22 protein-coding genes and 1 pseudogene are annotated in these 25,655 nt (G+C 71.7%); 16 read left to right on the top strand and 7 right to left on the bottom strand.

Features of this window, described 5'->3' with window-relative positions; all coding sequences use genetic code 11:
• Positions 1-53: 53 nt before the first annotated feature.
• Positions 54-1,586 carry a DUF4331 domain-containing protein gene (locus AC2XR2_RS08965; RefSeq protein WP_381299401.1) on the bottom strand — a complete coding sequence of 511 codons (1,533 nt, stop codon included), beginning with the start codon at positions 1,584-1,586 and terminating at the stop codon, positions 54-56.
• Between the two features lie 207 nt (positions 1,587-1,793).
• Between AC2XR2_RS08965 and AC2XR2_RS08960 the strand changes: the two genes are divergently transcribed.
• From AC2XR2_RS08960 to AC2XR2_RS08950, 3 genes are all read left to right on the top strand, one after another.
• Positions 1,794-2,336 carry a sigma-70 family RNA polymerase sigma factor gene (locus tag AC2XR2_RS08960; RefSeq protein ID WP_123759740.1) on the top strand — a complete coding sequence of 181 codons (543 nt, stop codon included), beginning with the start codon at positions 1,794-1,796 and terminating at the stop codon, positions 2,334-2,336.
• The gene (locus AC2XR2_RS08955) at positions 2,333-3,157 is read left to right on the top strand and encodes an anti-sigma factor (protein WP_356466588.1); all 825 of its coding nucleotides are present in this window, start codon (positions 2,333-2,335) and stop codon (positions 3,155-3,157) included. Before AC2XR2_RS08960 ends, AC2XR2_RS08955 begins: the two co-directional genes overlap by 4 nt.
• Positions 3,158-3,283: 126 nt before the next feature.
• Complete coding sequence (locus tag AC2XR2_RS08950; RefSeq protein WP_028809926.1) at positions 3,284-3,553, top strand: hypothetical protein; 270 nt, start codon at positions 3,284-3,286, stop codon at positions 3,551-3,553.
• Positions 3,554-3,745: 192 nt separating this feature from the next.
• Here the strand turns inward: AC2XR2_RS08950 and AC2XR2_RS08945 are convergent, their stop codons facing one another.
• Together AC2XR2_RS08945 and AC2XR2_RS08940 are read right to left on the bottom strand one after the other, a co-directional pair.
• Positions 3,746-4,528: an ABC transporter permease gene (locus tag AC2XR2_RS08945; protein ID WP_491514738.1), complete on the bottom strand. Its 783-nt coding sequence runs from the start codon at positions 4,526-4,528 to the stop codon at positions 3,746-3,748.
• Entirely contained in the window at positions 4,525-5,463 is a 939-nt protein-coding gene (locus AC2XR2_RS08940; RefSeq protein ID WP_491514737.1) for an ATP-binding cassette domain-containing protein, read from the bottom strand. Before AC2XR2_RS08940 ends, AC2XR2_RS08945 begins: the two co-directional genes overlap by 4 nt.
• Positions 5,464-5,526: 63 nt before the next feature.
• Between AC2XR2_RS08940 and AC2XR2_RS08935 the strand changes: the two genes are divergently transcribed.
• The gene (locus AC2XR2_RS08935) at positions 5,527-6,240 is read left to right on the top strand and encodes a TetR/AcrR family transcriptional regulator (RefSeq protein ID WP_449350069.1); all 714 of its coding nucleotides are present in this window, start codon (positions 5,527-5,529) and stop codon (positions 6,238-6,240) included.
• Between the two features lie 65 nt (positions 6,241-6,305).
• On the opposite strand, the gene AC2XR2_RS08930 is transcribed toward AC2XR2_RS08935, so the two are convergent.
• From AC2XR2_RS08930 to hmgA, 3 genes are all read right to left on the bottom strand, one after another.
• Positions 6,306-7,460 carry a type ISP restriction/modification enzyme gene (locus AC2XR2_RS08930; RefSeq protein WP_491514736.1) on the bottom strand — a complete coding sequence of 385 codons (1,155 nt, stop codon included), beginning with the start codon at positions 7,458-7,460 and terminating at the stop codon, positions 6,306-6,308.
• 26 nt (positions 7,461-7,486) lie between these two features.
• Positions 7,487-8,236 carry a GntR family transcriptional regulator gene (locus tag AC2XR2_RS08925; protein ID WP_330267954.1) on the bottom strand — a complete coding sequence of 250 codons (750 nt, stop codon included), beginning with the start codon at positions 8,234-8,236 and terminating at the stop codon, positions 7,487-7,489.
• A 296-nt stretch (positions 8,237-8,532) separates the two neighbouring features.
• Positions 8,533-9,879: a homogentisate 1,2-dioxygenase gene (gene hmgA, locus AC2XR2_RS08920; protein ID WP_491514735.1), complete on the bottom strand. Its 1,347-nt coding sequence runs from the start codon at positions 9,877-9,879 to the stop codon at positions 8,533-8,535.
• 175 nt (positions 9,880-10,054) lie between these two features.
• On the opposite strand from hmgA, the gene AC2XR2_RS08915 reads away from it, so the two are divergent.
• The 12 genes and pseudogenes from AC2XR2_RS08915 (at position 10,055) to AC2XR2_RS08860 (ending at position 24,689) form a co-directional block, all read left to right on the top strand.
• A complete protein-coding gene (locus AC2XR2_RS08915) occupies positions 10,055-10,981 on the top strand; it encodes a hypothetical protein (protein WP_491514734.1) in 927 nt (308 codons plus the stop codon).
• 64 nt (positions 10,982-11,045) lie between these two features.
• Positions 11,046-11,666, top strand: coding sequence for a TetR/AcrR family transcriptional regulator (locus AC2XR2_RS08910; RefSeq protein WP_330267956.1), 621 nt, complete (start codon positions 11,046-11,048; stop codon positions 11,664-11,666).
• Positions 11,667-11,743: 77 nt separating this feature from the next.
• A complete protein-coding gene (locus AC2XR2_RS08905) occupies positions 11,744-13,975 on the top strand; it encodes a molybdopterin oxidoreductase family protein (protein WP_491514733.1) in 2,232 nt (743 codons plus the stop codon).
• A gap of 121 nt (positions 13,976-14,096) precedes the next feature.
• Entirely contained in the window at positions 14,097-15,518 is a 1,422-nt protein-coding gene (locus tag AC2XR2_RS08900) for a CitMHS family transporter (RefSeq protein WP_491514732.1), read from the top strand.
• A gap of 23 nt (positions 15,519-15,541) precedes the next feature.
• Positions 15,542-16,783, top strand: coding sequence for an MFS transporter (locus tag AC2XR2_RS08895; protein WP_491514731.1), 1,242 nt, complete (start codon positions 15,542-15,544; stop codon positions 16,781-16,783).
• 101 nt (positions 16,784-16,884) lie between these two features.
• Positions 16,885-17,547, top strand: coding sequence for a hypothetical protein (locus AC2XR2_RS08890; RefSeq protein WP_330267960.1), 663 nt, complete (start codon positions 16,885-16,887; stop codon positions 17,545-17,547).
• Positions 17,534-18,292, top strand: a pseudogene (locus tag AC2XR2_RS08885) (class F sortase); the annotation flags it as partial. The gene AC2XR2_RS08890 and the pseudogene AC2XR2_RS08885, both read left to right, overlap by 14 nt.
• A gap of 397 nt (positions 18,293-18,689) precedes the next feature.
• Complete coding sequence (locus AC2XR2_RS08880) at positions 18,690-20,027, top strand: ABC transporter ATP-binding protein (RefSeq protein WP_491514730.1); 1,338 nt, start codon at positions 18,690-18,692, stop codon at positions 20,025-20,027.
• 52 nt (positions 20,028-20,079) lie between these two features.
• A complete protein-coding gene (locus AC2XR2_RS08875; protein WP_491514729.1) occupies positions 20,080-20,562 on the top strand; it encodes a DUF3574 domain-containing protein in 483 nt (160 codons plus the stop codon).
• A 153-nt stretch (positions 20,563-20,715) separates the two neighbouring features.
• On the top strand, positions 20,716-22,104 hold the full coding sequence (locus AC2XR2_RS08870; RefSeq protein ID WP_491514728.1) for an aldehyde dehydrogenase family protein: 1,389 nt from the start codon (positions 20,716-20,718) through the stop codon (positions 22,102-22,104).
• Positions 22,105-22,115: 11 nt separating this feature from the next.
• Positions 22,116-23,195, top strand: a complete 1,080-nt coding sequence (locus AC2XR2_RS08865) for a Zn-dependent alcohol dehydrogenase (protein ID WP_491514727.1) — start codon at positions 22,116-22,118, stop codon at positions 23,193-23,195.
• 165 nt (positions 23,196-23,360) lie between these two features.
• A complete protein-coding gene (locus AC2XR2_RS08860) occupies positions 23,361-24,689 on the top strand; it encodes an MFS transporter (protein WP_491514726.1) in 1,329 nt (442 codons plus the stop codon).
• Here the strand turns inward: AC2XR2_RS08860 and AC2XR2_RS08855 are convergent.
• On the bottom strand, positions 24,675-25,613 hold the full coding sequence (locus AC2XR2_RS08855; protein ID WP_449350222.1) for a DMT family transporter: 939 nt from the start codon (positions 25,611-25,613) through the stop codon (positions 24,675-24,677). The two genes, AC2XR2_RS08860 and AC2XR2_RS08855, sit on opposite strands and share 15 nt — an antisense overlap.
• Between the last annotated feature and the right edge of the window lie 42 nt (positions 25,614-25,655).

Below are 25,655 nucleotides of genomic sequence, written 5' to 3'. Positions count from 1 at the left end.
AACCCGCACCCGCCAGACGGCAGATCGAGGCACCCCCGTAGGCACCGCCAACCTCAGTAGGCACGCCTCCGCATCCGACGCCACCACATCAACGCCGCCCCGATCAGCACGATCCCCGCCGCACCGGCGCCCGCGGACCCGGCGATCAGCGTCGTGTTGTTCGACCCGGAGGCACCGGCCGGCGACAGCGCGTCCCCGAGCTGGTTACGGACGTCGTTCCCACCGGACGTGCCCTTGGCCAGCGGCCCGCGAGAACCCTCCGTCGGCAGCGCCAGGTACGGGAAGGACTTCTCGAAGTCCTTGTCGTTCTTGTCGACCGCGTCACCCAGGTCGTTCTTGGACCCGACCAGCTCACCCTCGACGACCTGGAGCGACGCGTCGATCACGTCGTCGGTCAGGCGGCGCCCGTTCGGGAACCCGGCGTTGTCGCCATCAAGCACACCGAGCCGCTTCGGAGAATCGGTGGGCTTGATGGACGTGTTGAGGCGCAGCTCCTCCGCGGGCCGCACGTGGGGCGGCTGGTTCAGCCCCTTCACACCCTTGAGGAACACGTCCACGAGGTCGTTGCGAGGCTCCTTCGGGGCCGGGATCTTGTAGATCGCCTCGATGAGCTTCGGCAGTTCGGGGTTGGTCACGTTCTTCAGGAACTGCGCGTCGTCCCAGGGCGCGGACGCGTTGAACTTGTCCTTGTCCTTCAGCGGGTTGACGACCTCGTTGACAAGTGGGTTGCCCAGCCGCGAGACCTGGGAGTAGTACCCCTGCGCGTTCCGGCGCTGGGTTGTCGACCAGATGCCCACGACCGGCTGGTGCGAGGACTCGGTGATCATGTCCGTCGGGACCTGGAGGGCGATCGAGTTGACGTTGTAGCCCTTGAGCGTGTCGTTGCCGACCTCGCTCAGGTTCCCGCCGTACAGCAGGTCGAAGACGCGCAGGTCCAGGAAGAACGGGTCGTCGGCCTGGCCGGCGAACGCCGTCGCGTCGCCGGGAAGCTTGTAGACCGCCTGGTCGCGCAGCTTCTCGTAGTTCGGCATGGACGCCTTGCCGACGTTCGACGGCGCCACCGGGATGTCGTCGGCGACCTTGGTCTTGTACTGGACCTTCTGGTTCTTCAGCCGGAACAGCTCGATGTCGTACGTCTGTGTGACGTTCAGGTCCGGGTCGTCGAGGCTGTCGACCGCGCCCGTGTTGTACAGGAACGTCTTCTTGTTCTTCACATGCGTCTTGAACGTGAAGCGGTACAGCAGGTCGCCCTGTCCGTCGCCGTTGTTGTCGATGTGGATGTCGTACTGGGCGTCCTCGGCGAACTGGTAGAAGTTCGGGCCGCCCGACGGGTCCTCGAAGGGGATCCAGTTCGCGATGATCGTCGTCGAGTCCGGCTTGTCGGGGCTGACGAACGCGTACACGTCGGTGTTGTCGTACTGCGGGGTGCCCGAGATCAGCGGGGCCTCCCGGTGACTTGAGGCGGAGGCCGCCCCAGGTTCCAGCGTGGCCACGCCGGCGGCTGCGAGCCCCCCGGCGGCCAGCGCACCACATACGAGGGTCGCGAGACTCCTGCGTCCCGAGCCGCTCCTGGAGATAGGTGTCATGCCGTCCGTCCTCAGTCCAACTTGCCTGACGCTCGGTGATTCGGAGCGGTGGGCGGGGCGGATTGGTCGAATCTCAAAACTTCTTTTCTGCTGCTCGACCCGCGTTTTCGGCGATCTGATCCGTAACCCCATCCGGAGGTGTGTTCGTTGCGAATACCTCGTGGGACGGGACGGCCCAGGTGCGGCTTTGCGGGAGGGGGCGGCGAGTTGGAAGCGGACGAGCTTCTGGTGCTCGTGGCGGGAGGGGACCAGAAGGCATTCGAGGAGCTCTACGGGCTCGTCGCCGGGCCGGTGTTCGGACTCGTACGGCGGGTGGTGCGTGATCCGGCGCAGTCGGAGGAGGTGTCGCAGGAAGTGCTGTTGGAGACCTGGCGGTCCGCCGCGCGGTTCGACCCCCGCCGGGGCAGCGCGCTGTCCTGGATCCTCACCCTCGCGCACCGCCGTGCCGTCGACCGGGTGCGCAGTGCCCGCGCGGCCGGTGAGCGCGAGCAGCGTGAGGCGCACCGGGCCCACCACACCGCGTTCGACCAGGTGACCGAGGAGGTCGAGGCCGGCCTCGAACGCGAGTGGGTGCGCCGGTGCCTGGAGCGCCTCACCGAACTCCAGCGCCAGTCGGTGACCCTCGCCTATTACGACGGGTACACCTACCGTGAAGTGGCTGAGCGGCTGTCCTTGCCGCTGGGAACGGTGAAGACGCGCATGCGTGACGGACTGACCCGCTTGCGGGAGTGCCTGGGAGGTGTGGCGTGAGTCTCTTCCGCCGGGAAGATCTCCACTCCCTCGCGGCTCCCTACGCCCTCGACGCCCTGGAGCCGCCCGAGCGGGCCCGCTTCGAGCGGCATCTCAAGGGCTGCGACAGCTGCGCGGCGGAGGTGCGCGCCCTGTCCGAGGACGCCGTACGGCTGGCATGGTCGGCGGCCGCCCCGCCGCCCGCCGCGATGCGCGACCGGGTGCTGTCCGCCGTGCGCTCCATCCCGCAGGAGCCCGCCGCGCGGCCGGAGCCGGTGCGGGCCCGGCCGGAACCGGCCCGGGCGCGCAAATCGCAGCTGCCGCCCCATGTGTGGGGGGTGCAGCCGCCGCCCAGGCAGCGGCAGCGGCGCCCGCTGTTCGCGCCCTTCGCGACGGCCACCGCGGCCGCGGCCCTCGTCGTCGCCTCCCTGTTCGCCGTCCAGGCCAACCGGACCCAGGACGAACTGGACGCGCAGAAAGCGCAGGCCAGTGAGATCGCCCACGTTCTCCAGGCCTCGGACGCGCTCGCGACCCGCGGGCAGGACGCACAGGGCCGAACGATCGGAGTGGTCGCTTCCGCATCGGAGGGGCGCGCGGTCGTCACCCTGAGCGGGTACAGCGCGCCCCCGAGCGGCCGCGTGCGCCAGTTGTGGCTCATGCGCCCCAACGAGCAACCGCGCTCCCTGGGGCTCTTCGACGCCGACACGCCCTTGGTCGCGACCGGACTCGACAAGTCTGCGACATCACTCGCAGTGACCGTCGAGCCGGACGGTGGCTCACCGCAGCCCACTACTCAGCCGGTTGTCCAACTCGCCCTGAAATCTGTTGGATTCGGAGAGTAATCATGGAGGGGTCGTCAACACCCTTACGGGGAAGGTGAATCCTGTGACGCCGATACACGTGTGCCCCGACGGGGCGATAGGGTTACCCTGCCCGGGCCGGGTGGACTCGTACGGGTGGGGAGTGACATGGAACAGATAACAGTGCGCAGGGCGAGGGTCCCTGCGATCACCTGCGGGAGCAGCGCGACCAGTTCGCGCCTGGACCGCCATCTCTCGGTGCTGTCGGGGCCCGCCGTCCCGCAGCGCGAGGCGGCCGAGGCGACCTCGCTGATGCGTGAGCTGACCGCGCGTGACACCACCAAGCAGGAGCGCAGCGACCGGGGCGCCCGCGTGCGTCGCGTCTCGCTGTTCGCACCACTGCGCCGACTGCGCCGTTCGCTGTTCGGCGGGCACTGAGCCCCAGCCGCCCGGGTTCGTGCTGCGACCTGTCCGTCATCCCCACGGCATGCAGCACGATCCAGGTGAGCCGGCCGAGCGAGGGCCACGCCCCCGGCTCGGCCTCCCCGTACGCACCATCTTTGGCATGCACGCCTCCGAGGTCGGCCCGGGCCCCGGCAGGGCCCGAACTCTCCTCCCGGCACGAGGCGTTCAGCCCTCCCCGCGGCCGTACCGCCGTACGGCGAGCGGTGCGAAGACCGCGAGCAGCAGCGCGCACCACATCAGTGACCCGGCGACCGGATGGGCCACCGGCCAGGCCGCGCCCTCCGGCACCGGCGCGTTCCCGAACAGCTCCCGCAGAGCCGTGGTCACCGCGCTGATCGGGTTCCACTCGGCGAGGGTGCGCAGCCAGCCGGGCAGGCCCTCGGCCGGAATGTACGCGTTGGACAGCAGCGGCAGGACGAACGTGGCCCCGCCCAGCTGACCCGCGGCCTCCTCGCTGCCGGTGAGCAGGCCGAGGTAGATACCGATCCAGGTCGTCGCGAACCGGAACAGCAGCAACAGCCCCACCGCGCCCACCGCTTGCGGCGCGGACCCCTCGACGCGCCAGCCCACGGCGAGCCCCACCAGCAGGAACGGCACCATGCCGGCGGCGGTCACCAGAACGTCCGCCACCGACTGCCCCAGCGGTACGGCCGCCCGGCTGATCGGCAGGGTGCGCAGCCGGTCCGTGACGCCCCGGTGGACGTCCTGGGCCACCTGGAACATCCCGGTCATGATCCCGTTCGCCGCCGTCGCCACCAGCAGACCCGGCACCAGGAAGGACCGGTACTGCTCGCCCGGCATCGCCAGCGCGCTGCCGAACACGTACCCGAAGAACAGCAGCATGGTGATCGGCATGGTCTGGGTCAGGACCAGCAGCCCGGGGTTGTTCCGTACCCGCCGCAGCTGACGCCCCAGCATGGCGGTGCCGTCGTAGGCCAGCGTGCTCATGCGGCCACCTCCTCGGTCAGTCGCAGGAAGACGTCGTCGAGGGTCGGCGGCCGGATGCTCGCGTCGAGCAACGGCACGCCCGCCGCGTCCAGTTCACGTACCAGCCGGGGGAGCGTGAGCGTGGTGTCCCGGGTGACCGCGCCGACCGCGTTCCGGTCGTGGTCGAACGACGGTGCCCCGCCCGTGAGTTGGTCGAGGACCCCGGCCGCCTTCACGAGGACGTCCGGGTCCGCGACGACGATCTCGACATGCGCTCCGATCAGCGCCTTGAGCTGGGCCGGTGACCCCGTGTGCGCGACCCGCCCCCGGTCCATCAGGGCGATGTCGTGGGCGAGTTGGTCGGCCTCCTCCAGGTACTGCGTGGTCAGCAGCACGGTCGTGCCGTCCGCCGTGAGATCGCGTACGGCGTCCCGGACGGCGGTGCGGCTGGCCGGGTCGAGTCCGGTCGTGGGCTCGTCGAGGAACAGGATCTCGGGACGGCGGACCAGGCTCGCCGCGAGGTCGAGACGTCGGCGCATCCCGCCCGAGTAGGTGGACGCGGGCCGGTCGGCGGCCTCGGACAGGCCGAAGCGCTCCAGCAGCTCGGCGGCTCGCCCGGCCGGTCCCCGCACCCGGTGCAGCCGGGCGAACAGCCGGAGGTTCTGCCGTCCGGTCAGGTCCCCGTCGACCGACGCGTACTGCCCGGTGACGGCGATCGCGCGGCGGACCGCCCCCGGCTCCCGGACCAGGTCGTGCCCGGCGACCCGCGCGGAGCCGGCGTCCGGCCGCAGCAGCGTGGTCAGCAGCCGTATCGCCGTGGTCTTGCCCGCGCCGTTGGGGCCGAGGATGCCGCAGACCGTGCCCGGAGCGACCGCGAGATCGAGGCCGCGCAGGGCATGGACCTCCCCGAACCGCTTCTCCAGACCTTCACTAAGTACAGCGTACGTAGAAGTCATGGCAGGACCATAGCGCACTACGTACGCTGTACGTAACTAGGATGGTGGCCGAGGTGATGATCGATGGCGGGCCGAGCGGCCGTACCCGAAGTGATCTGGGCTCGTCCCGAACGGACCGGGCGTGGGCCCAAACCCGCGTTCACCAGGGCGGACATCGCGGCGGCGGCGGTGCGGCTGGCGGACGCCGGGGGCCTGGACGCCGTGTCCATGCGACACGTGGCGGCCGAGCTGGGCTGCGGCACGATGTCGCTCTACAACTACGTCCCCCGCAAGGAGGACCTGTACGAGCTGATGGTGGACGCGGTCAGCGGGGAGCACGAGCTGTTCGAGCCGACGGGGGACTGGCGGGCCGACATGCTCCGCAACGCGCGCCAGACCAAGGCGCTCATGCACCGGCACGCCTGGATGGTCCGGCTGATGTCGGGGGTGTACGGCTTCAGCCCCAACGCCCTGCGCTATCTGGAGCACTGCCTCGCCTGCCTCGACCCGCTGGACGCCCCCTACGGCACGAAGATCGAGCTGGTGGCGATGCTCAACGGGTGCGTGACGACGTACGTCTCGAACGAACTCTCCACGGCTGAGCGGGTGCGGTCGCTGCCGTGGTCGGAGGAGCAGGAGAACGCGGTGCGGATCGCGTATCTGGGGGGTCAGGTGGCGTCGGGGGCGTATCCGAGGTTGGCGGCGTCTTTCGCGGAGGATGCCGGGCCCATTGATCTCGACGCGGTGTTCGAGCGGATGTTGGGGCGGGTGCTGGACGGGTTTTCGCCGCGGGGGTGACCGTTGCGTGTCGGGTGCGGCGCTCGTCGTGGCTGGTCGCGCAGTTCCCCGCGCCCCTGAGGTGGCTACAGCAGCGTCAGTTGACCTTCGGGGCCCTCTTCGTGGCCGTCCAAGACCGAGGCCGGTCGGCGCGCAGTCTCCGGCACCGGCAACACCCCCGCCTCGCGCAGTTCGGTCGTCGTGATCTGTGAGGTCAGCTCGTCCTCCAGTGGCTGGAGATCCGCCAGCAGCGCCAGCACCGTGATCAGTTCCAGCAGCTCCGACGTCCAGGTCTGTGGCCAGGTCGATGGGCGGATCGCCGCCAGCGTGCCCGGCTCCGGTTCCGTGACGCGGGCCGTGAACCACTGCTCCAGCACCCGGGCCCCGCCCGCCTCGAAGGCCCACGCCTCCGGTGGTACCGGGGAGATGCGGCCCTCGTCGACCAGCAGGGCCTCCTCGTCGCGGTCGTAGTCCAGGGTCAGGGGGCGGGGCGGCAAGGGTGCGCGGACGTAGGGGCGGCGGCCGCCGGGGAGCTTGGGGCGGTCGCCGTCGCGGCGCATCAGCCAGAGCGTGCGGTGGCCCGACTCGACGCCCCGGGACCAGAGTTCGGGGTCGTCGGTGAGCGGGACGGTGAGGTCCGGGCGGACGGCTGTCAGGATCCAGGCGAGGACGTCCAGGGGCTCCACCGGGACGTCGAGGCGGGTCCGCAGATGTGCCAGGAGGCCCGGGGCCAGGTTGGGTTCCGTGCCGCCGGGGCGGCGGTACAGCGGGCGGATGCGGCCCGGGCGGAGCAGGGGCAGCACCGAGGTCGCGAGGAGCTGGGGGCCCGGGCCGTCCGAGGGCGTCTCCACCACGAACACCTGCTCCTCGTCCGCCACCCGCCACAGCTCGGGCCGGGCCGCGTCGATCAGCCGGTGGTCCGGGATCAGCCACTGCTCGTCGAACGGCGCGTGCAGGACCCGTACCGGCTCCGGGCAGGGGCCGGTGGCCCGGGCGAGCCGCTCCGTGCCGCCCGTGCGCCCCGGCAGCTGTCCGACCGCCGAGCGCAGGGTCCGGGAGCGGGTGGGCTCGAACAGGGCTTCCCGGTCGGGGCCCTCGGCCTTGAGCAGCGCGTCCCAGCGGGCCTTCAGGGATGCCGCGTCGGGGCCCGTCGGCCAGCCCCGGCCGAGCCGCGGTGGTGCGACGGACCACGGCATGAGGTCCGCGAGTGGCGGAGCGTCGTCGTGCGTCACGCTGGGCATCGTACGACCTGCGACGGACAGTGAGCTCATGTGGCTTCCAGAGTCACCGAGAAGGAGAAGCGGTCGCCGCGGTAGTGGATCACCGCCGCGTCCAGCACCCGGCCCTCCGTGTCGTACGACAGGCCCGTGTAGTGCAGGATCGGGCTGAGCAGCGGGACTTGGAGCAGCCGGGCCGTCTCCGGGTCCGCGAGCCGGGCCTCCACGGTGTCCGTGATGCGGCTGATGTCCGCGCCGACGACATCCCGCAGCACCTTCGTCATCGGCCAGCGCACCAGGTCCGACGGGTCGATGCGCGCGGCCAGTTCGGGGCGGACGTAGTTGCGGGCGTGGTTGGTCGGCTCGCCCGTCCGCTCGTCGCTGCGCAGCCGGTGGTACGCCGCCACCTCGTCCAACGCCGGGAAGTGCTCGGCGAGTTCGGTGGGCACCGCGGACTTGCCGTGCTCGAGCAGCTCGGTCGTCATACCGGACTGCTGGGCCACGATCGCGTCCACCGAGCCGAGCAGCCGGACCGGACTGCCCCTTCGCGCGTCCGGCTCGATGAAGGTGCCCCGGCGGCGGTGCCGGGTGATGAGCCCCTCGTCCTCCAGCTCCTTGAGCGCCTGCCGCATGGTCAGCACGCTCACGCCGTAGTGCCCGGCCAGCTGCTCCTCGGTGGGCAGGCGGAGCGGGTCCTGGGGTGAGCGGCCGAGTATCGAGGCGCGCAGCGACTGCGACACCTGGTACCAGAGCGGCAGCTTGCGGTTCAGGACGATCGAGTCCGGAGCGAAGGAGGTCACGGGCTATCCGTACCTTTCGCGGATCGGTCGGTGCAACGGGGGATCGGTGGCGGTGGGTGGATCCGTGGGGCGGGTGGATCGGTATGACGGGTGGATCTGGGAGGTGGGTGGGGGGCGGTGCGGGTGGATCTGCGAGGTGGGTGGGGGGCGGTGCGGTGGGCGGATTTCCGGGACGGGTGGGTGGGTGTGACGGGCGGATCCGCGGGGCCGACCGGATTCGCGGGGCGGGTGGGTCAGCTCATCGGGCGGATTCGCTAAGGGGGGAGTTCGGCGGACGGATCCGTGGCGCGGGTGGGTCAGTTCTGTGGGCGGAAGTGACGTTCCAGGCCCCGCCACACGTCGTCGTAGTGCGGCTGGAGGTGGTCCGCCCGGGCCGCGTGCGCGGTGAGCGTCACCGGCCAGCGGGTCTCGAACATGAACGCCAGCCCGTCGTCGATCTTCTGCGGCCGCAGCTCGGCGGCGCTCGCCCGGTCGAACGTCTCCCGGTCCGGTCCGTGCGCCGACATCATGTTGTGCAGCGAGCCGCCGCCCGGCACGAAGCCCCCCTTTCCGGCGGTCTTCGCGTCGTACGCGCCCTCGATCAGGCCCATGTACTCGCTCATCACGTTCCGGTGGAAGTACGGCGGCCGGAAGGTGTCCTCGCCCACCAGCCAGCGCGGCGCGAAGACGACGAAGTCCACGCCGGCCAGCCCCGGGGTGTCCGACGGGGACGTCAGCACGGTGAAGATCGACGGGTCGGGGTGGTCGTAGGAGATGGAGCCGATGACGTTGAAGCGGCGCAGGTCGTAGACGTACGGCACATGGTTGCCGTGCCAGGCGACGACGTCGAGCGGGGAGTGGTCGTAGGTCGCCGTCCAGAGGTTGCCGCAGAACTTGTTGACCACCTCCACCGGCCCCTCGACCTCCTCGTACGCGGCGACGGGGGCCCGGAAGTCGCGGGCGTTGGCGAGGCCGTTGGCGCCGATCGGGCCGAGGTCGGGGAGCTGGAAGGGCGCCCCGTAGTTCTCGCACACATAACCCCTGGCCGACTCGTCGAGCAGCTCCACACGGAAGCGCACCCCACGAGGGACCAGCGCCACATGGCCCGGCTCCACATGCAGCAGTCCGAACTCCGTGCGCAGCAGCAGCCCGCCGCGCTCCGGGACGATCAGCAGCTCACCGTCGGCGTCGCTGAAGACGCGGTCCATGGAGTCGGTGGCGTGGTACAGGTGCACGGCCATGCCGGTGCGCTGGGTGACGTCGCCGTTGCCGCCGAGGGTCCACAGTCCGGCCAGGAAGTCGGTGCCCTCGCCGGGCTCCGGCAGCGGGTCCCAGCGCAGCCGGTTGGGGTCGGGGACCGACTCGGTGAAGGGGGCCGTACGGATCCGGCCGTGGTGGGTGTGGGTGAACGCGGGGTGCGCGGCCGAGGGGCGGATGCGGTACAGCCAGGAGCGGCGGTTGTGGGCGCGGGGCTCGGTGAAGGCCGTACCGCTGAGCTGCTCCGCGTAGAGGCCGAGGGGCGCGCGCTGGGGGGCGTTGCGGCCCTCGGGGAGGGCGCCGGGGACGGCCTCCGAGGCGTGTTCGTTGCCGAAACCGGACAGGTACGCCAGGCCCTCGGCGGTCTTCCGTGCGTCGCCGCGCGTGATCGCTGCGTCCCCGCTCATGGTCGCTCCCTTGCGGTCTGATTCCTATGGACTACCGTAGGATTGCGGTTTCGGCGGCGCAAGGGTGCCGTTCCGTGGAACCGATTTCCCCGCTCGTGACCTCCTCAGGGAGGAGGACGAGAACCAGACCACAGGGGGATTCGCGGTGTCGTACCCGTGTTCTAGGCTCCCCGGCATGTCGTGGACGCGGGGACTCCTTGCCGCGCTCGCGGTCTGTGTCGTGCTGGTGACCGGATCCGTGAGCTGTGGCGCCAGTGGGGCCAAGGAGCACAAGGAAGGCACGTCGGTCTCACCGGTGGGCAAGGTCCTCGACGACACCGACCAGGAGGGCCGGCACTACCGTGAGGTGGACAAGGACAACGCCCCCGAGGTCGGCATAGAGGTGCAGCCGGCGACCGACGACTGCTGGTCGGTGCGGCTGACCGTCGAGAACTTCGACTTCTCGCCCAGCAACACCAAGGCCGAGGCGGTCTCCGGCCGGGGCGTCGCCGTCCTCTTCGTGGACGACCGCCCGGTCACCACCCTGCGCACCCCCGACTACCGGCTCGCGGCCGCGTACGTCCCGCAGGGCACCCACAAGGTCACCGCCCGCCTCTACGCCGACGACGGCACCGTGTGGGCCGTGGACGGCGACCCGGTGGAGAGCACGGCGGACGTGACGGCGTCGGAGCCGCAGCCGTCGACGAGCACGGAGGCCGGGACGCCCGGCGCGGAGTCGACGGCGGGCGAGAACGGCGACGGCTCGGGGACGCAGTCCGCGCCGAGCGCTGGCGAGGGCGCCTCCGGGGCACGTGACGGCGACTCCGGGGCGCGGTTCGCGGCGCTGACCGGCGTCACCGGCTCCGGCCCGGCCTTCACGGTGACCACGGGCGGCGGCGATCCCGACGCGGTCTACCCGGCGACCACCGGCGGTGGCTTTGCGGCCGTCACCTCCGCCACCACCGGCGCCGGTTCCGGAACCGCCCCCACTGCGCTCACGGGCGACACCGGCTCCGGCGCAATACCCGCGGCAGGCGGACCCACCGCGACCCCCCTCACGGTGAGCGCTCACGACGGCGATCACGGAACGCGGCTCACGGCTGGTGCCGGCGGTGACCGGTGAGCACCGCGAGCCCCCGGCCCCGTACCAGGTGGCGGGGTTCACCTGACCACGGCGGAAAGGCATCATGAAGCCCGTGCCCCAAGCGACCCCGCTTCGCCGCGCCCCCGTGCAGCGGCGCAGTGCCGAACGGCTGACCAGAATCCTCGACGCCTGTGCCGACCTGCTCGACGAGGTCGGCTACGACGACCTGAGCACCCGCGCCGTCGCCCTGCGAGCCGGCGTCCCCATCGGCTCGGTCTACCGCTTCTTCGGCAACAAGCGGCAGATGGCCGACGCCCTCGCCCAGCGCAACCTCGAACGCTTCACCGAGCGGGTCACCGACCGCCTCCAGAAGTCGGGCGAGGAGGGCGGCTGGCGTACGGTCATGGACGTCGTCCTGGACGAGTACCTGGCCATGAAGCGCACCGCCCCCGGCTTCTCCCTGGTCGACTTCGGCAACCAGATCCCCGTCGGCGCCCGCCACGCCGAACCCAACCACCGCGTCGCCGACCGCCTCACCGACCTCCTGTCCGGCTACCTCGCCCGCGAACCCGACGACGACCTGCGCCGCACCTTCCTGATCGCCACGGAAACCGCGGACACCCTCGTCCACCTGGCCTTCCGGATGGCACCGGAGGGCGACGAGCGGATCATCCAGGAGGCCCGGGAGATGCTGCGGGCGTATCTGGCGCGGGTTCTGGACTGAGGCCCGGCAACCCCTCCCCTCCGTTCATACCGGTCGGTATGCTCACCCGGACAGGCACCGCTGCCCCGGGAGGACCCGTGTCCCGCACCGCTCTGCGTATCTGCCCCCTGTGCGAGGCCACCTGTGGTCTGACGCTCACCGTCGAAGGGACCCGGGTCACCGGCGCCCGCGGCGACCGCGACGACGTGTTCAGCAAGGGGTTCATCTGTCCGAAGGGCGCCTCCTTCGGCGCCGTCGACGGCGACCCCGACCGGCTGCGCACCCCCCTCGTGCGCCGGGACGGGGAGCTGCGCGAGGCCACCTGGGCGGATGCCTTCGACGCGGTCGCCGCCGGAGTCCGGGGCGTCGCCGAGCGGTACGGGGCGAACTCCGTCGGAGTCGTCCTCGGCAACCCCAACGTGCACACCATGGCCGGCGCCCTCTACCCGCCGGTGCTGCTCGCCGGGCTCGGCACCCGGAGCGTCTTCACCGCCTCCACGGTCGACCAGATGCCCAAGCACGTCTCCAGCGGACTGCTGTACGGCGACGCCAACGCCATCCCCGTGCCCGACCTCGACCACACCGACCACCTGCTCCTCCTCGGCGCCAACCCCCTGGAGTCCAACGGGAGTCTGTGCACCGCCCCCGACTTCCCCGGCAAGCTCAAGGCGCTCAAGGCCCGCGGCGGCACCCTCACCGTCATCGACCCCCGCCGCACCCGCACCGCGAAGCTCGCCGACCGGCACATCGCCATCCGTCCCGGCACCGACGCACTGCTGCTCGCGGCGATGGCGTACGTGCTCTTCGAGGAAGAGCTGGTCGACACCGGGGAGTTGGCCCCTCATCTGCATGGGCTCGACGAACTCCGCGAAGCCGTACGGGATTTCACCCCCGAGGCCGTCGCCGAGGCCTGTGACGTGGACGCCTCGGAGACACGCCTGCTCGCCCGCGAACTCGCCGCCGCCCCGACGGCCGCCGTGTACGGCCGCATCGGCAGCTGCACGGTCCCGCACGGCACCCTCGCCAGCTGGCTCGTCGACGTCCTCAACATCCTCACCGGCAACCTCGACCGGCCCGGCGGCGCCCTCTTCCCGCAGGCCGCCACCGACCGCACCCCCCGGCCCGCCGGACCCAGCCACGGCTTCGCCCTCGGACGCTGGCACTCCCGGGTGAGTCAACACCCCGAGGCCAAGGGCGAGTTGCCGCTCTCCGCGCTCGCCGAGGAGATCGACACCACGACCGCGGAGGGCGAGCCGATCCGCGCCCTCATCGCCGTCGCCGCCAACCCGGTCCTCTCCGCACCCGACGGCGACCGGCTCGACAAGGCCCTCGGCTCCCTCGACTTCATGGTCAGCGTGGACCCGTACCTCAACGAGACCTCACGCCACGCCCACGTCGTGCTGCCGCCGCCCCCGCCCTCCCAGAGCCCCCACCACGACTTCGCCTTCAACACCCTGGCCGTGCGCAACCAGGTCCGCTACACCCGCCCCGCCGTCCCGCTGGAGCCCGGCCGGATGGCGGAGACGGAGATCCTCGCCCGGCTGGTCCTCGCCGTCACCGGCATGCACGGCGCCGACCCGTCCGCCGTGGACGACCTGGTCATCGGCCAGACCCTCGGCAAGGCGGTCAAGGAGAACCACTCGCCCGTGCACGGCCGCGACCCGCAGGAACTCGCGACCCTCCTGAAGGGCGACACCGGCCCCGAGCGGCGGCTCGACATGATGCTGCGCCTGGGTCCCTACGGCGACGGTTTCGGCGTACGACCGGACGGGCTCAGCCTGACCAAGCTGCTCGCGCATCCGCACGGCATCGACCTCGGACCGCTGACGTCCCGGCTGCCGCAGCCGCTGAAGACCCGCAGCGGCAAGGTCGAGCTGCTGCCCGGGCCGATCGCGGACGACCTGCCCCGGCTGCGGGAGGCGCTGCGGCAGCGGGCCGAGGGGCTCGTCCTCATCGGCCGCCGGCACCTGCGCTCCAACAACAGCTGGATGCACAACGTCCCCGCCCTCACCGGCGGCACCAACCGCTGCACCCTGCACATCCACCCCGAGGACGCGGAGGGCCTGCGGCTCGTCGACGGGCAGCGGGTCGGGATCAAGGGGGCCGGGGGAGCGGTGATCGCGCCGGTGGAGATCACCGACACGGTACGGCGCGGTGTGGTGAGCCTGCCGCACGGCTGGGGCCACGACCGCCCCGGGACCCGTACACGGCACGCGGCCCAGGACCCCGGTGTCAACGTGAACCAGCTGCTCGACGGCACCCTCCTCGACCCCCTGTCAGGCAACGCGGTCCTCAACGGAGTGCCCGTCGAACTGATCGCAAGTCCGTGACCTGGAGTTTTGCGCTTATTGCTCGCACGTCAACGTCTTGTTAACGCCACTTGACGGGTCCTAACGTCATCGCACTGCCGGCTCCGGTGGGAGTTCAAGGGCGAACGTTAGGTATCCACTCATGCTGACCATCCTCGGCTTCGCCATGATCGCGACCTTCCTGGTCCTGATCATGATGAAGAAGATGTCGCCGATCGCGGCGCTCGTGCTGATCCCGGCACTGTTCTGTGTCTTCGTCGGGAAGGGCGCCAAGCTCGGTGACTACGTCATCGAAGGCGTCACCAGCCTCGCCCCCACCGCGGCGATGCTCATGTTCGCGATCGTCTACTTCGGTGTGATGATCGACGTCGGCCTCTTCGACCCGGTCGTGCGCGGCATCCTGAAGTTCGCGAAGGCCGACCCGATGAGGATCGTCGTCGGTACGGCGATCCTCGCCGCGATCGTCTCGCTCGACGGCGACGGCTCGACCACCTTCATGATCACCGTCTCGGCGATGTACCCGCTGTACAAGCGCCTGAAGATGAGCCTGGTCGTGATGACCGGTGTCGCCGCCATGGCCAACGGCGTGATGAACACGCTGCCCTGGGGCGGTCCGACGGCCCGCGCCGCCACCGCGCTGAAGCTCGACGCCAGCGACATCTTCGTCCCGATGATCCCGGCCCTGGCCGTCGGCCTGCTGGGCGTCTTCGTCCTCTCGTACGTCCTCGGCATGCGCGAGCGCAAGCGGCTGGGCGTGCTCACGCTGGGCGAGGTCCTGGTGGAGGAGAAGGTCGAGGAGACCGAGACCGTCCTGGTGGGCGCCGGCTCCGGTAAATCCGGCACCGGCAAGGCCGCGGTGAGCTCCGGCGGGTCCGGCTCCGGCACCGACGCCGAGGACGACGAGGCCGGCGACGCCGAGCGCTTCCAGGTCCTCGACCCCGACCGCCCCACCCTGCGCCCCAAGCTGTACTGGTTCAACGCGCTGCTCACGGTCGCCCTCCTCACCTGCATGATCATGGAGTGGCTGCCGATCCCGGTGCTGTTCCTGCTCGGCGCCGCGCTCGCGCTCACCGTGAACTTCCCGCACATCCCCGACCAGAAGGCCCGCCTGGCCGCCCACGCCGACAACGTCCTCAACGTCTCCGGCATGGTCTTCGCCGCCGCCGTCTTCACCGGCGTCCTCCAGGGCACCGGCATGGTCGACCACATGGCCCGCTGGATGGTCGACGTCATCCCGGACGGCATGGGCCCGCACATGGCCCTCGTCACCGGCGTGCTGAGCCTCCCGCTCACCTACTTCATGTCCAACGACGGCTTCTACTTCGGCGTCCTGCCGGTCCTCGCCGAGGCCGGCGCCGCACACGGCGTCACCCCGCTGGAGATGGCCCGAGCCTCCCTCGTCGGCCAGCCCCTGCACATGTCGAGCCCGCTCGTGCCGGCCGTGTACGTCCTGGTCGGCATGGCCAAGGTGGAGTTCGGCGACCACACCCGGTTCGTCGTCAAATGGGCCGCGCTCACCTGCCTCGTGATCCTCGGGGCGGGCATCCTCTTCGGCATCATCTGACCTTCGTCCAGGGAGACTCGAACATGGTGCCCGGTGGGAACCGCGGCTGGCTGCTCCGCCTCGTCATCGCCTTCAGCTTCGCGCAGGGGGCGGTGTCGATGGCCCGGCCCGCCGTCTCCTACCGGGCCCTCGCGCTGGGCGCGGACGAGCGGGCGATCGGTGTCATCGCCGGTGTGTACGCGCTGCTGCCGCTCTTCGCGGCCGTACCGCTCGGCCGCCGTACCGACCACGGGCGGTGCGCGCCGCTGCTGCCCGTCGGTGTGGTCCTGATATCCGGCGGCTGCGCGCTGAGCGGTGTCGCGGGCTCCCTCTGGGCGATGGCGGTCTGGAGCGGGGTGATGGGCCTCGGGCACCTGTGCTTCGTCATCGGTTCCCAGTCGCTCGTCGCCCGGCAGTCCGCCCCGCACGAACAGGACCGCAACTTCGGGCACTTCACCATCGGCGCCTCCCTCGGCCAGCTGGTCGGCCCGATCGCGGCCGGCGCGCTGATCGGTGGCTCCGACCGGGCGGGCACGAGCGCGCTCGCGCTGCTGGTCGCGGGCGCCGGGGCGGCCGTCGCGTTCACCTCGCTGTGGCGCATCGAGCATCGCGACACCGCGGCCAAGTCCCCTGCCGCACCGGGCGACCGGGTGTCCGTCGCGCACATCCTGCGGTCCCGGGGCGTGCCCGGCGGCATCCTCGTGAGCCTGTCCGTGCTGTCCGCCACGGACATCCTCACCGCCTACCTCCCGGTGGTCGGCGAGCACCGGGGCATCGCCCCCTCGGTGATCGGCCTGCTGCTGAGCCTGCGCGCGGCCGCCACCATCGCCTGCCGTCTGGTGCTGACCCCGCTGCTACGGCTGCTGGGGCGCGCACTGCTCCTCACCGTGACGTGTCTGCTGGCGGCCTTCCTCTGCGCGGGCGTCGCGCTGCCGGTCCCGGTGTGGGCGCTGGCGGTGATGCTCGCCCTCCTCGGTTTCTGCCTGGGCGTCGGACAGCCGCTGTCCATGACGACGGTGGTCCAGGCCGCCCCCGACGGCGCCCGCTCCACCGCCCTCGCCCTGCGGCTGACCGGCAACCGCCTCGGCCAGGTCGCCGCACCGGCCACCGCGGGGCTGGTGGCGGGGGTCGCCGGTGTGGCGGCGCCGTTCGTGATGCTGGGCGGCCTGCTGCTGGTGTCGTCGGGCGTCGCGCTGCGGTCTTCGGCGCGGTCCGATGAAGGGGCCGGATCGGCCGCGGGGGAGCGGCCGAAGCGCCCGGGATTGCGCCGCACGAGCGATATCTGACGGCGCGCCGGGCGTCGCTGCGGGCGACCGTGGCGCGCATGAAGGAGAGTCCTCCCGAAAGAGCGATTTGTATGAAAATCGTCTGAATCGGAGGAGCGCGCATGCCCAGCCTGACACTCCCACACGGTCTCCGCGCCCGCGCGGGTGCCACTGTCATCCTCACCGCCCTCGCCGCGTCCGGCGCCTCCTGGGTGGCGGCACCCGCCGCCTCGGCCGCAGGAGAGAACGGCGACATCAGGATCCACCGCGTGGGCGTGCCCTACGGCGTGTCGAAGGAGGACTCCAGGGTCTGCAAGTTCTACCTGGATGCCGTCAACTTCGACTCCCTCACCACCATCCCGTACACCATCACCCCCCAGCCTCCGCTGGCCAGCGCCGCGACCGTGACCGGCGCCATCCAGCTGGCCGGCGGTGCCGGTCACACCGACGCGCTGGGGGTGGCGGACGGGCAGTACGAGATCACTTGGATCGTGGCGGGTGCCACCAAGAAGAAGGTCTTCCACGTCAACTGCCACGACGACAAGCGCGACGGCGGCCGTCGTCCGGGCGACCAGATCGAGGACCAGCAGCACGGTGGCGGCGCGGCCTGGGGGCAGAACGACCCCAACGGCCCCAAGGGCGGTGTGCACGCGGGTGGTGGCGGTCTCGTCGACACCGCGGCCGCGTACGCGCCGGTGGCCGGCGCCGCGGCGGTCGGCCTGGTGGCGGTCGGCGGCGTCGCGTACTTCCGGCAGAACCGCCGTCGGCCCCATGGCGCCGCGTAGGCGCAGACGCAGGCCCTGGTACCGGACCCGCGCCTACCGTCTCACCAGGACGGCCCTGCTCACAGTCGTCCTGGTGACGACGGGGGTGCGGTGCACGGCGGATGACGGGCCGCCCCTGCCGGACGGGCCCGGCGGCCCGGACGCCGTGGCGGCCGCCGGCCCGGAGGCGGAGGCCGCCGGTGGGGCGGACGCGGAGGCGGTCGTGAGGGCGACCCCCTCGGCCCGCCGTCCCCCGCGAAGCACGCCACCCCGCAAGCCCCCGCGCACGCCCCCGCCCCGACCGTTGACCAGGTCCCGGCCGACGTCCTTGCGCATCCCGTCCCTCGGCATCGACGCCCCGGTCATGGCCCTCGGGCTCATCAAGGGCCGGGAGCTGGCGACGCCCCCGGTCGACAAGCCGAAACTCGTGGGCTGGTACCAGGGGGGCCCGACGCCCGGCGAGTCCGGCACGGCGATCGCCGTGGGCCACCGCGACACCATGACCGGCCCCGCGGTCTTCGCCGGGCTCGCCCAGGTGAAGCCGGGCAAGGTGATCGAGGCGCGGCGCGCGGACGGCCGTACCGCCGTCTACCAGGTGGACCGGGTGAAGATCTTCGACAAGGCGGGCTTCCCCGACAAGGAGGTCTACGGCCCGTCCCGGCGCCCGGAACTCCGCGTGATCACCTGCGGCGGACTCTTCACGAGACGGACCGGCTACACCAGCAACGTGGTCGTCTTCGCCCACCTGGTCCGGACCCGCGAGCCCCAGGCCCGTGTGCCCCAGAGTGCCGGGCCCAGGAGTCCCGGATCCCAGAGCCCCGGATCCCAGAGCCTCGGGCCCCAGAGTCCCGGCCCCCAGAGTCCCGTGCCCCGGACCCAGGAGCCTCGGAGTCCCGGCCCGCAGACTCCCGGGCCACAGGTGGCCGCGCCCCGGAGTCCAGGGCCCCCGACCCCCGAGCCGTGGCCGTCGAGGAGCGTGGCGGCTCGCTGAATGCGGTCGTCCGCTTTCTCGGTGGTTGGACGGGAACGCCGGATCCCGCCCAGTCTCTTCCCCCCGCCGGGTGCATTCCGTTAACTTCCGTGACTCACAGCCCCGTGCGAGCCGGCCGGGGTCTTCCGACCGCGGAGCACCAACGCCTGATACAGCCCCCGGGGGCACTGCCATGACACGCGCCATCACCCTGCACGACGTGAGCAAGACGTACGCCCGAGGACCCAGGGTGGTGGACCGTCTCTCGCTGGACGTCTCGCCCGGCGAGTTCCTCGTCCTGCTCGGCCCCTCCGGTTGCGGCAAGTCCACCGTGCTGCGCATGATTGCCGGCCTCGAGGAGATCACCGAGGGCGAGCTCAGGCTCGACGGCGAGTACGCCAACGACCTGGGGCCCGCCGAGCGCCGGATGGCGATGGTGTTCCAGAACTTCGCCCTCTATCCGAACATGACGAACCGCGCGAACATCGGCTTCCCGCTCCGCATCGAGGCCCCCGGCCAGGACCCCCGCCCACGCGTGGACGCCACCGCCCGCATGCTCGGCATCGAGGACCTCCTCGACCGCTACCCGGGCCAGCTCTCCGGCGGTGAGCGCCAGCGCGTGGCGATGGGCCGGGCCATCTCCCGCCACCCCTCCGCCTTCCTGATGGACGAACCGCTGTCCAACCTCGACGCCAAGCTCCGCAACCACCTGCGCGCCGAGATAGCGAGCCTCACCCGCGAACTGGGCGTCACCACGGTCTACGTCACCCATGACCAGGCCGAGGCCATGTCGCTCGGCGACCGGGTCGCCGTACTGCGCGGGGGAGTCCTCCAGCAGGTCGACACCCCCCGCTCGGTGTACGCCCTGCCCCGCAACGTCTTCGTCGCCGCCTTCATCGGCACCCCGCGCATCAACCTCCTGCGCGGCCTGGTCCGGGCCCCGCTGGACGGCGCCATGACCATCAGCCTCGGCAAGCAGTACCTGCGGCTGCCCGAACCGCTGTCCCTGGACCACCAGTTGCTCCGCGTGCAGCAAGGGCGTGAGGTGATCGTGGGCCTGCGTTCGGAGGCCATCCGCATCGCCCATCCCGCCTCCGCCCGCCCGGGCGAGATGCCGATCACCGGCCTGGTGGAGCACGTGGAGTTCCAGGGGCACGAGGTCCTCGTGCACTTCAACACCGGCTCCAGCCCGGCCGTCGTCGCCGACCTGGAGGCCGCGCGCCCCGCCGCGCGCCCGGCCGCCCGGCGCCGCCGCGACGGCACGGTCCTGGACCGCCTCAAGGAGCGCGCGGGTTCCCTGCGGGCGGGCCCCGTCGTGGTCCTGGAGGACGCGCCGGCCCCCGCCCCCGAGCCCACGCCGCCCGACCCCCGCCTCCCCGGCGACCTGGTCGTCCGCACCACCCCGGACATCGACCTCCGTCGCGGTATGCAGGTCCCCCTCCTCGTGGACATCTCCCACCTGTTCGTCTTCGACCAGCACGGCGAACGCATCTGCCCGTCCCCGGACCACGTTCCGGACCTGGACGAGTGAACTGAGCGCGCGTCGACGGGGCTTGGTGCCGGGTGCCCGCTAGGCAGGTGCCATGCAACCGCACCTCACCCGCACCAGGGTCGCCCTGACCGTCGCCGGCCTCCTGCTCGCCGCCGCCGCGCCCACCGCCTACGCCGGCCTCGCCGAGGCCGACTCCGCGGTGCCGGAGCGAAAGGCACCGGAGCGAAAGGCACCGGACCGGGGAGCGCCGTACATCGAGACCCAGCTGTTCTTCGGCACCGAGCGGCCGGACGGCGGGCCGGCCGTCACCGACGCGCAGTTCATGGCCTTCGTCGACAGCGAGGTCACCCCGGAGTTCCCCGACGGGCTGACCGTGCAGAGCGGGCGCGGGCAGTGGCGGGACGTGAGCGGGGCGATCGAGAAGGAGGCGTCGTACGAGCTGATCCTGCTGTACCCGGTGGCACGGGCCGCCGTGAGCGACCGGAGGATCGAGGAGATCCGGCGCGCCTACGAGAAGGAGTTCGGGCAGGAGGCCGTGGCGAGGGTGGACGAGCGGGCCCGCGTCGACTTCTGATGTCCCCGCACGCTCGGTTGTGATGTTCGGAACGCTCCGGTTGTGATGTTCACCGACGGTCCGGCCCGCCCTGGCGTCGAAAAACTATCGCCGCTAGTTTGTGGGCTGGACTTTGTGAGCCGGACGACACGGCCCAGCCCGGGAGGACGCACCATGAAGGCGCACGACGGCATGTACATCGACGGCGAGTGGCGCCCGGCCACCGGCCCGGACGTGATCGAGGTCGTGAACCCGGCCGACGAACAGGTCGTCGGGCGGGTCCCGGCGGGCACCGCCGAGGACGTCGACCTCGCCGTACGGGCCGCCCGCGCCGCCCTCCCGGCCTGGGCCGCGACCGCCCCGGCCGAGCGGGCCGCCCGGCTGGCCGCCCTCCGGGACGTCCTGGCCGCCCGCAAGGACGAGATCGCCGAGACGGTCACCGCCGAACTCGGCTCGCCCCTGAAGTTCTCGCAGAACGTCCACGCGGCCGTCCCGGTCGCGGTCGCCGGCTCCTACGCCGAGCTGGCCGCGACCCACCCCTTCGAGGAGAAGGTCGGCAACTCCACCGTCCACCAGGAGCCGATCGGCGTCGTCGCCGCGATCACGCCCTGGAACTACCCGCTGCACCAGATCGTCGCCAAGGTCGCCCCGGCCCTCGCCGCCGGCTGCACGGTCGTCCTCAAGCCCGCCGAGGACACCCCGCTGGTCGCCCAGCTGTTCGCCGAGGCGGTCCACGAGGTGGGCGTCCCGGCCGGTGTCTTCAACCTGGTCACCGGCCTCGGCCCGGTCGCCGGTCAGGCGCTCGCCGAGCACCCCGAGGTCGACCTGGTCTCCTTCACCGGCTCCACCGCGGTCGGCCGGCGGATCGGCGCGACCGCCGGTGCCGCGCTGAAGAAGGTCGCCCTGGAACTCGGCGGCAAGTCCGCCAACGTCATCCTGCCGAGCGCCGACCTCGCCAAGGCGGTCAACGTGGGCGTCGCCAACGTGATGTCCAACTCCGGCCAGACATGCAGCGCCTGGACCCGGATGCTGGTCCACCGCGACCAGTACGACGAGGCCGTCGAGCTCGCCGCCGCCGCTGCCGCGAAGTACGGCGACCGCATCGGACCCGTCGTCAACGCCAAGCAGCAGGCACGGGTGCGGGGTTACATCGAGAAGGGCGTCGCCGAGGGCGCCCGGTTGGTCGCGGGCGGCCCCGAATCCCCGCGCGAGCAGGGCTACTTCGTCGCCCCGACCGTCTTCGCCGATGTCACCCCCGACATGACGATCGCGCAGGAGGAGATCTTCGGCCCGGTCCTGTCGATCCTGCGCTACGAGGACGAGGAGGACGCCCTGCGCATCGCCAACGGCACGGTCTACGGCCTCGCGGGCGCCGTCTGGGCCGGCGACGAGTCGGAGGCGGTGGCCTTCGCCCGCCGGATGGACACCGGCCAGGTGGACATCAACGGCGGCCGCTTCAACCCCCTTGCCCCCTTCGGCGGTTACAAGCAGTCCGGGGTCGGCCGCGAGCTCGGCTCGCACGGTCTCGCCGAGTACCTCCAGACCAAGTCCCTCCAGTTCTGAGGAGCCTTCCCGTGGTTCGTGCCGCCGTCCTTCCCGCCGTGGGCGCTCCCCTGGAGGTCACCGACATCGAGCTCCCGGACCCCGGCCCCGGGCAGGTCCGGGTCCGCCTCGCCGCCGCCGGGGTCTGCCACTCCGACCTGTCCCTGTCCAACGGCACCATGCGCGTCCCCGTCCCGGCCGTCCTCGGCCACGAGGGCGCGGGCACGGTCGTCGCCGTGGGGGAGGGGGTCACCGGGGTGGCTCCCGGGGACGGAGTCGTCCTCAACTGGGCGCCTTCCTGCGGGACGTGTCATGCCTGTTCGCTCGGCGAGGTGTGGCTGTGCGCCAACGCCCTCAACGGTGCCGCCGACGTGTACGCCCGCACCGCCGACGGCACCGACCTCCACCCCGGCCTGAACGTCGCCGCGTTCGCCGAGGAGACGGTCGTCCCCGCGTCCTGCCTCCTCCCCCTCCCCGACGGCATCCCGCTCACCGACGCGGCCCTCCTGGGCTGCGCGGTCCTCACCGGCTACGGCGCCGTCCACCACTCGGCGCGGGTCCGCGAGGGCGAGACGGTCGCGGTGTACGGCGTCGGGGGAGTGGGCCTGGCCGCGCTCCAGGCCGCCCGGATCGCGGGCGCCTCGAAGATCGTCGCGGTCGATGTCTCCCCGGAGAAGGAGGAGTTGGCGCGCGCCGCCGGGGCCACCGACTACGTGATCGCCTCCGAGAACACCGCCCGCGAGATCAGGGGTCTCACCGGCAGGCAGGGCGTCGACGTCGCCGTCGAGTGCGTCGGCCGCGCGTCGACCATCCGCACCGCCTGGGACTCTACCCGCCGCGGCGGCCGTACGACGGTCGTCGGCATCGGCGGCAAGGACCAGCAGGTCACCTTCAACGCCCTGGAGATCTTCCACTGGGGCCGCACCCTCGCGGGCTGTGTCTACGGCGACTCCGACCCCGCCCAGGACCTCCCGGTGCTGGCCGAGCACGTCCGGGCGGGCCGCCTCGACCTCGGGATGCTGGTGACCGAGCGGATCGCGCTGGACGGCATCCCGGCGGCCTTCGACAACATGCTGGCGGGCAAGGGCGGCAGGGCCCTGGTGGTGTTCTGACCCAAGGGATTCCGGGAGCCCCTCTCGGCTCCCCTGACCCACAGGTCGCCCGGAGCCCCTCTCAGGTGCTCCGGGCAACCTTCCCGCACAACCGTTGACCCCATACCGTCCGGTCAGTATGTTCAGCCGCCAACGTCCCCACGCACCCACCGGAGTGTGCACTGCATGGACACGGCCCCTACCGCTCAGCCCACTTCCGTCACCGCGCCGGCGACTCCCCACCGCCGTCGCGTCGCCACCGCGGCCGCGCTGGCCTCCGCCGTCGAGTGGTACGACTACTTCGTCTTCGGCATAGCCGCCGCCCTGGTCCTCGGTGACCTGTACTTCCCGGCGGGCAGCTCCACCGCCGGAGTCCTCGCCGCCTTCGCCACCTTCGCGGTCGGCTTCCTCGCCCGCCCGATCGGCGGCATCGTCGCCGGCCAGCTCGGCGACAAGCGCGGCCGCAAGCCCATGCTGGTCCTCGCGCTCACCCTCATGGGCCTCGCCACCACCGGCATCGGCCTCCTGCCGACCTACGACACGATCGGCGTCGCCGCCCCGATCCTGCTCGTCCTCCTGCGCGTCGTGCAGGGTGTCGCGGTCGGCGCGCAGTGGGGCGGTGCGATGCTGCTGGCCACCGAGTACGCCCCCGAGGGCAAGCGCGGCCTCTACGGCAGCGTGGTCCAACTCGGCGTCCCCATCGGTGTGGTGACCGCCAACACCGTCTTCCTGCTGGCCGGGGCGTTCACCTCCGACACCGCGTTCGCGGCCTGGGGATGGCGGATCCCGTTCCTCATCGGCCTGTTCGTCCTCGCGCTCGCCTGGTACATCCACACCAAGGTCGAGGAGACCCCCGAGTTCCGCCAGGCGGAGCGGGAGTTGGCCGAGAAGGAGAAGACCGGGCAGAACTCCCCGCTGCGCACGGTCCTGCGCCACCACCTCGGCACGGTCCTGCTCGCGGGCGGCTCCTTCGCCGTGAACACCGCGACCTTCTACATCCTCATCACCGGTGTCCTCGACTACACGACCCGCGAGCTCGACATGAAGAAGAGCGCGGTCCTCATGGTCTCGCTCTGCGTCAGCCTCACCCAGCTGGTGCTGATCCCGGCCGCCGCCGCGCTCTCCGACCGCCTCGGCCGTATCCGGATCTACGCCCTCGGCGCGGTCGGCATCGCCCTGTGGGCCGTACCGATGTTCCTGCTCATCGACACCGGGTCGCTGCTGTGGCTGGCGGTCGGCACCTTCGTCGCCGGATGCTTCCTGAGCATCATGTACGGCCCCCAAGCCGCCCTGTTCGCCGAGCTGTTCACCCCGGAGATGCGCTACACCGGAGCCTCCCTCGGCTACCAGATCGCCGCCGTGCTCGGCGGTGGGCTCGCGCCCTTCCTCATGGTGCTGCTGCTGGAGGCCACGGGGACGTCGATGGCGGTGTCCGGGTACATCATCGGCCTGTCGGTGATCGCGCTCCTGTGCATCAAGGTCCTTGCGGGCAGGGCGCGTTCACGCGGGGTCTGACGCCTTCTCGGGCCGCGGCCCCGGTGCCGTCACCGGGGCCGCGGCGCTCCGCCGTGGCCGGGAGCGGGACACCGCCACGCCCGCCAGGCACAACACCCCTCCCGCGAGCGTGAACAGGCCCGGGATCTCGCCGAGGAACAGCCAGGACATCAGGACGACCAGGGCGGGCACCGCGTAGGTGGTCGCGCCCATCCGGCTCGCGGTCGTACGGGCCAGGGCGTAGGCCCAGGTGGTGAAGGCCAGGGCGGTCGGGAAGACGCCCAGGTAGACCATGTTCAGCGTGGCCGAGGCGGGCGCGTCGGCCGCCTCCGACACCAGCTGCCCGGCGAACGGGAGGCACACGACGGCGCCGATGAGACAGCCGAAGGCCGTCACCTGGAGCGGGGTGCCCGAGCCCAGCGCCGGCTTCTGGGCCACGACTCCGCCGGCGTAGGCGATCGCCGCGAGGAGGCACAGGACCACGCCGAGCACCGAGGAGCCGCCGTCGTCGGACATCGACAGGCCCACGGTGACCGCGCCCGCGAAGGAGACCGCCATGCCCGCCAGCAGCCTGGGCGGCATCGCGTCCCCGAGCAGACGGGTGCCGAGCAGGGCGATCAGGATCGGGCCGATGTTCACGACCAGCGCCGCGGTGCCGGCGTCGACCTGCTGCTCGCCCCAGTTCAGGACGACCATGTACAGCCCGAACCAGAGGACCCCGGAGACCGCGATGCCGCGCCAGGCCGCACGCGGCGGCAGGCCCTCCCGCCGTATCAGACAGATCGCGCCCAGGGCGAGCGCGCCGGACAGCAGACGTCCCAGGGCCAGGGCGCCGGGGGAGTAGGCGGCGCCCGCGCTGCGGATGGAGACGAAGGCGGAGGCCCAGAGGATCACTGTCACCGTGGCCGCGCCGGCGGCCAGGAGTTCGGTGCGGCGGGGGTTCATCATGCTCCTGAGGGTAGGGAGGTGCGGGTTCGGAAGCTCGCG

The organism is Streptomyces sp. LS-MS-L19 (assembly GCF_058382285.1).
Note: the sequence above shows the minus strand (reverse complement) of the source record. Positions and strands in the feature narration are given on the sequence as shown.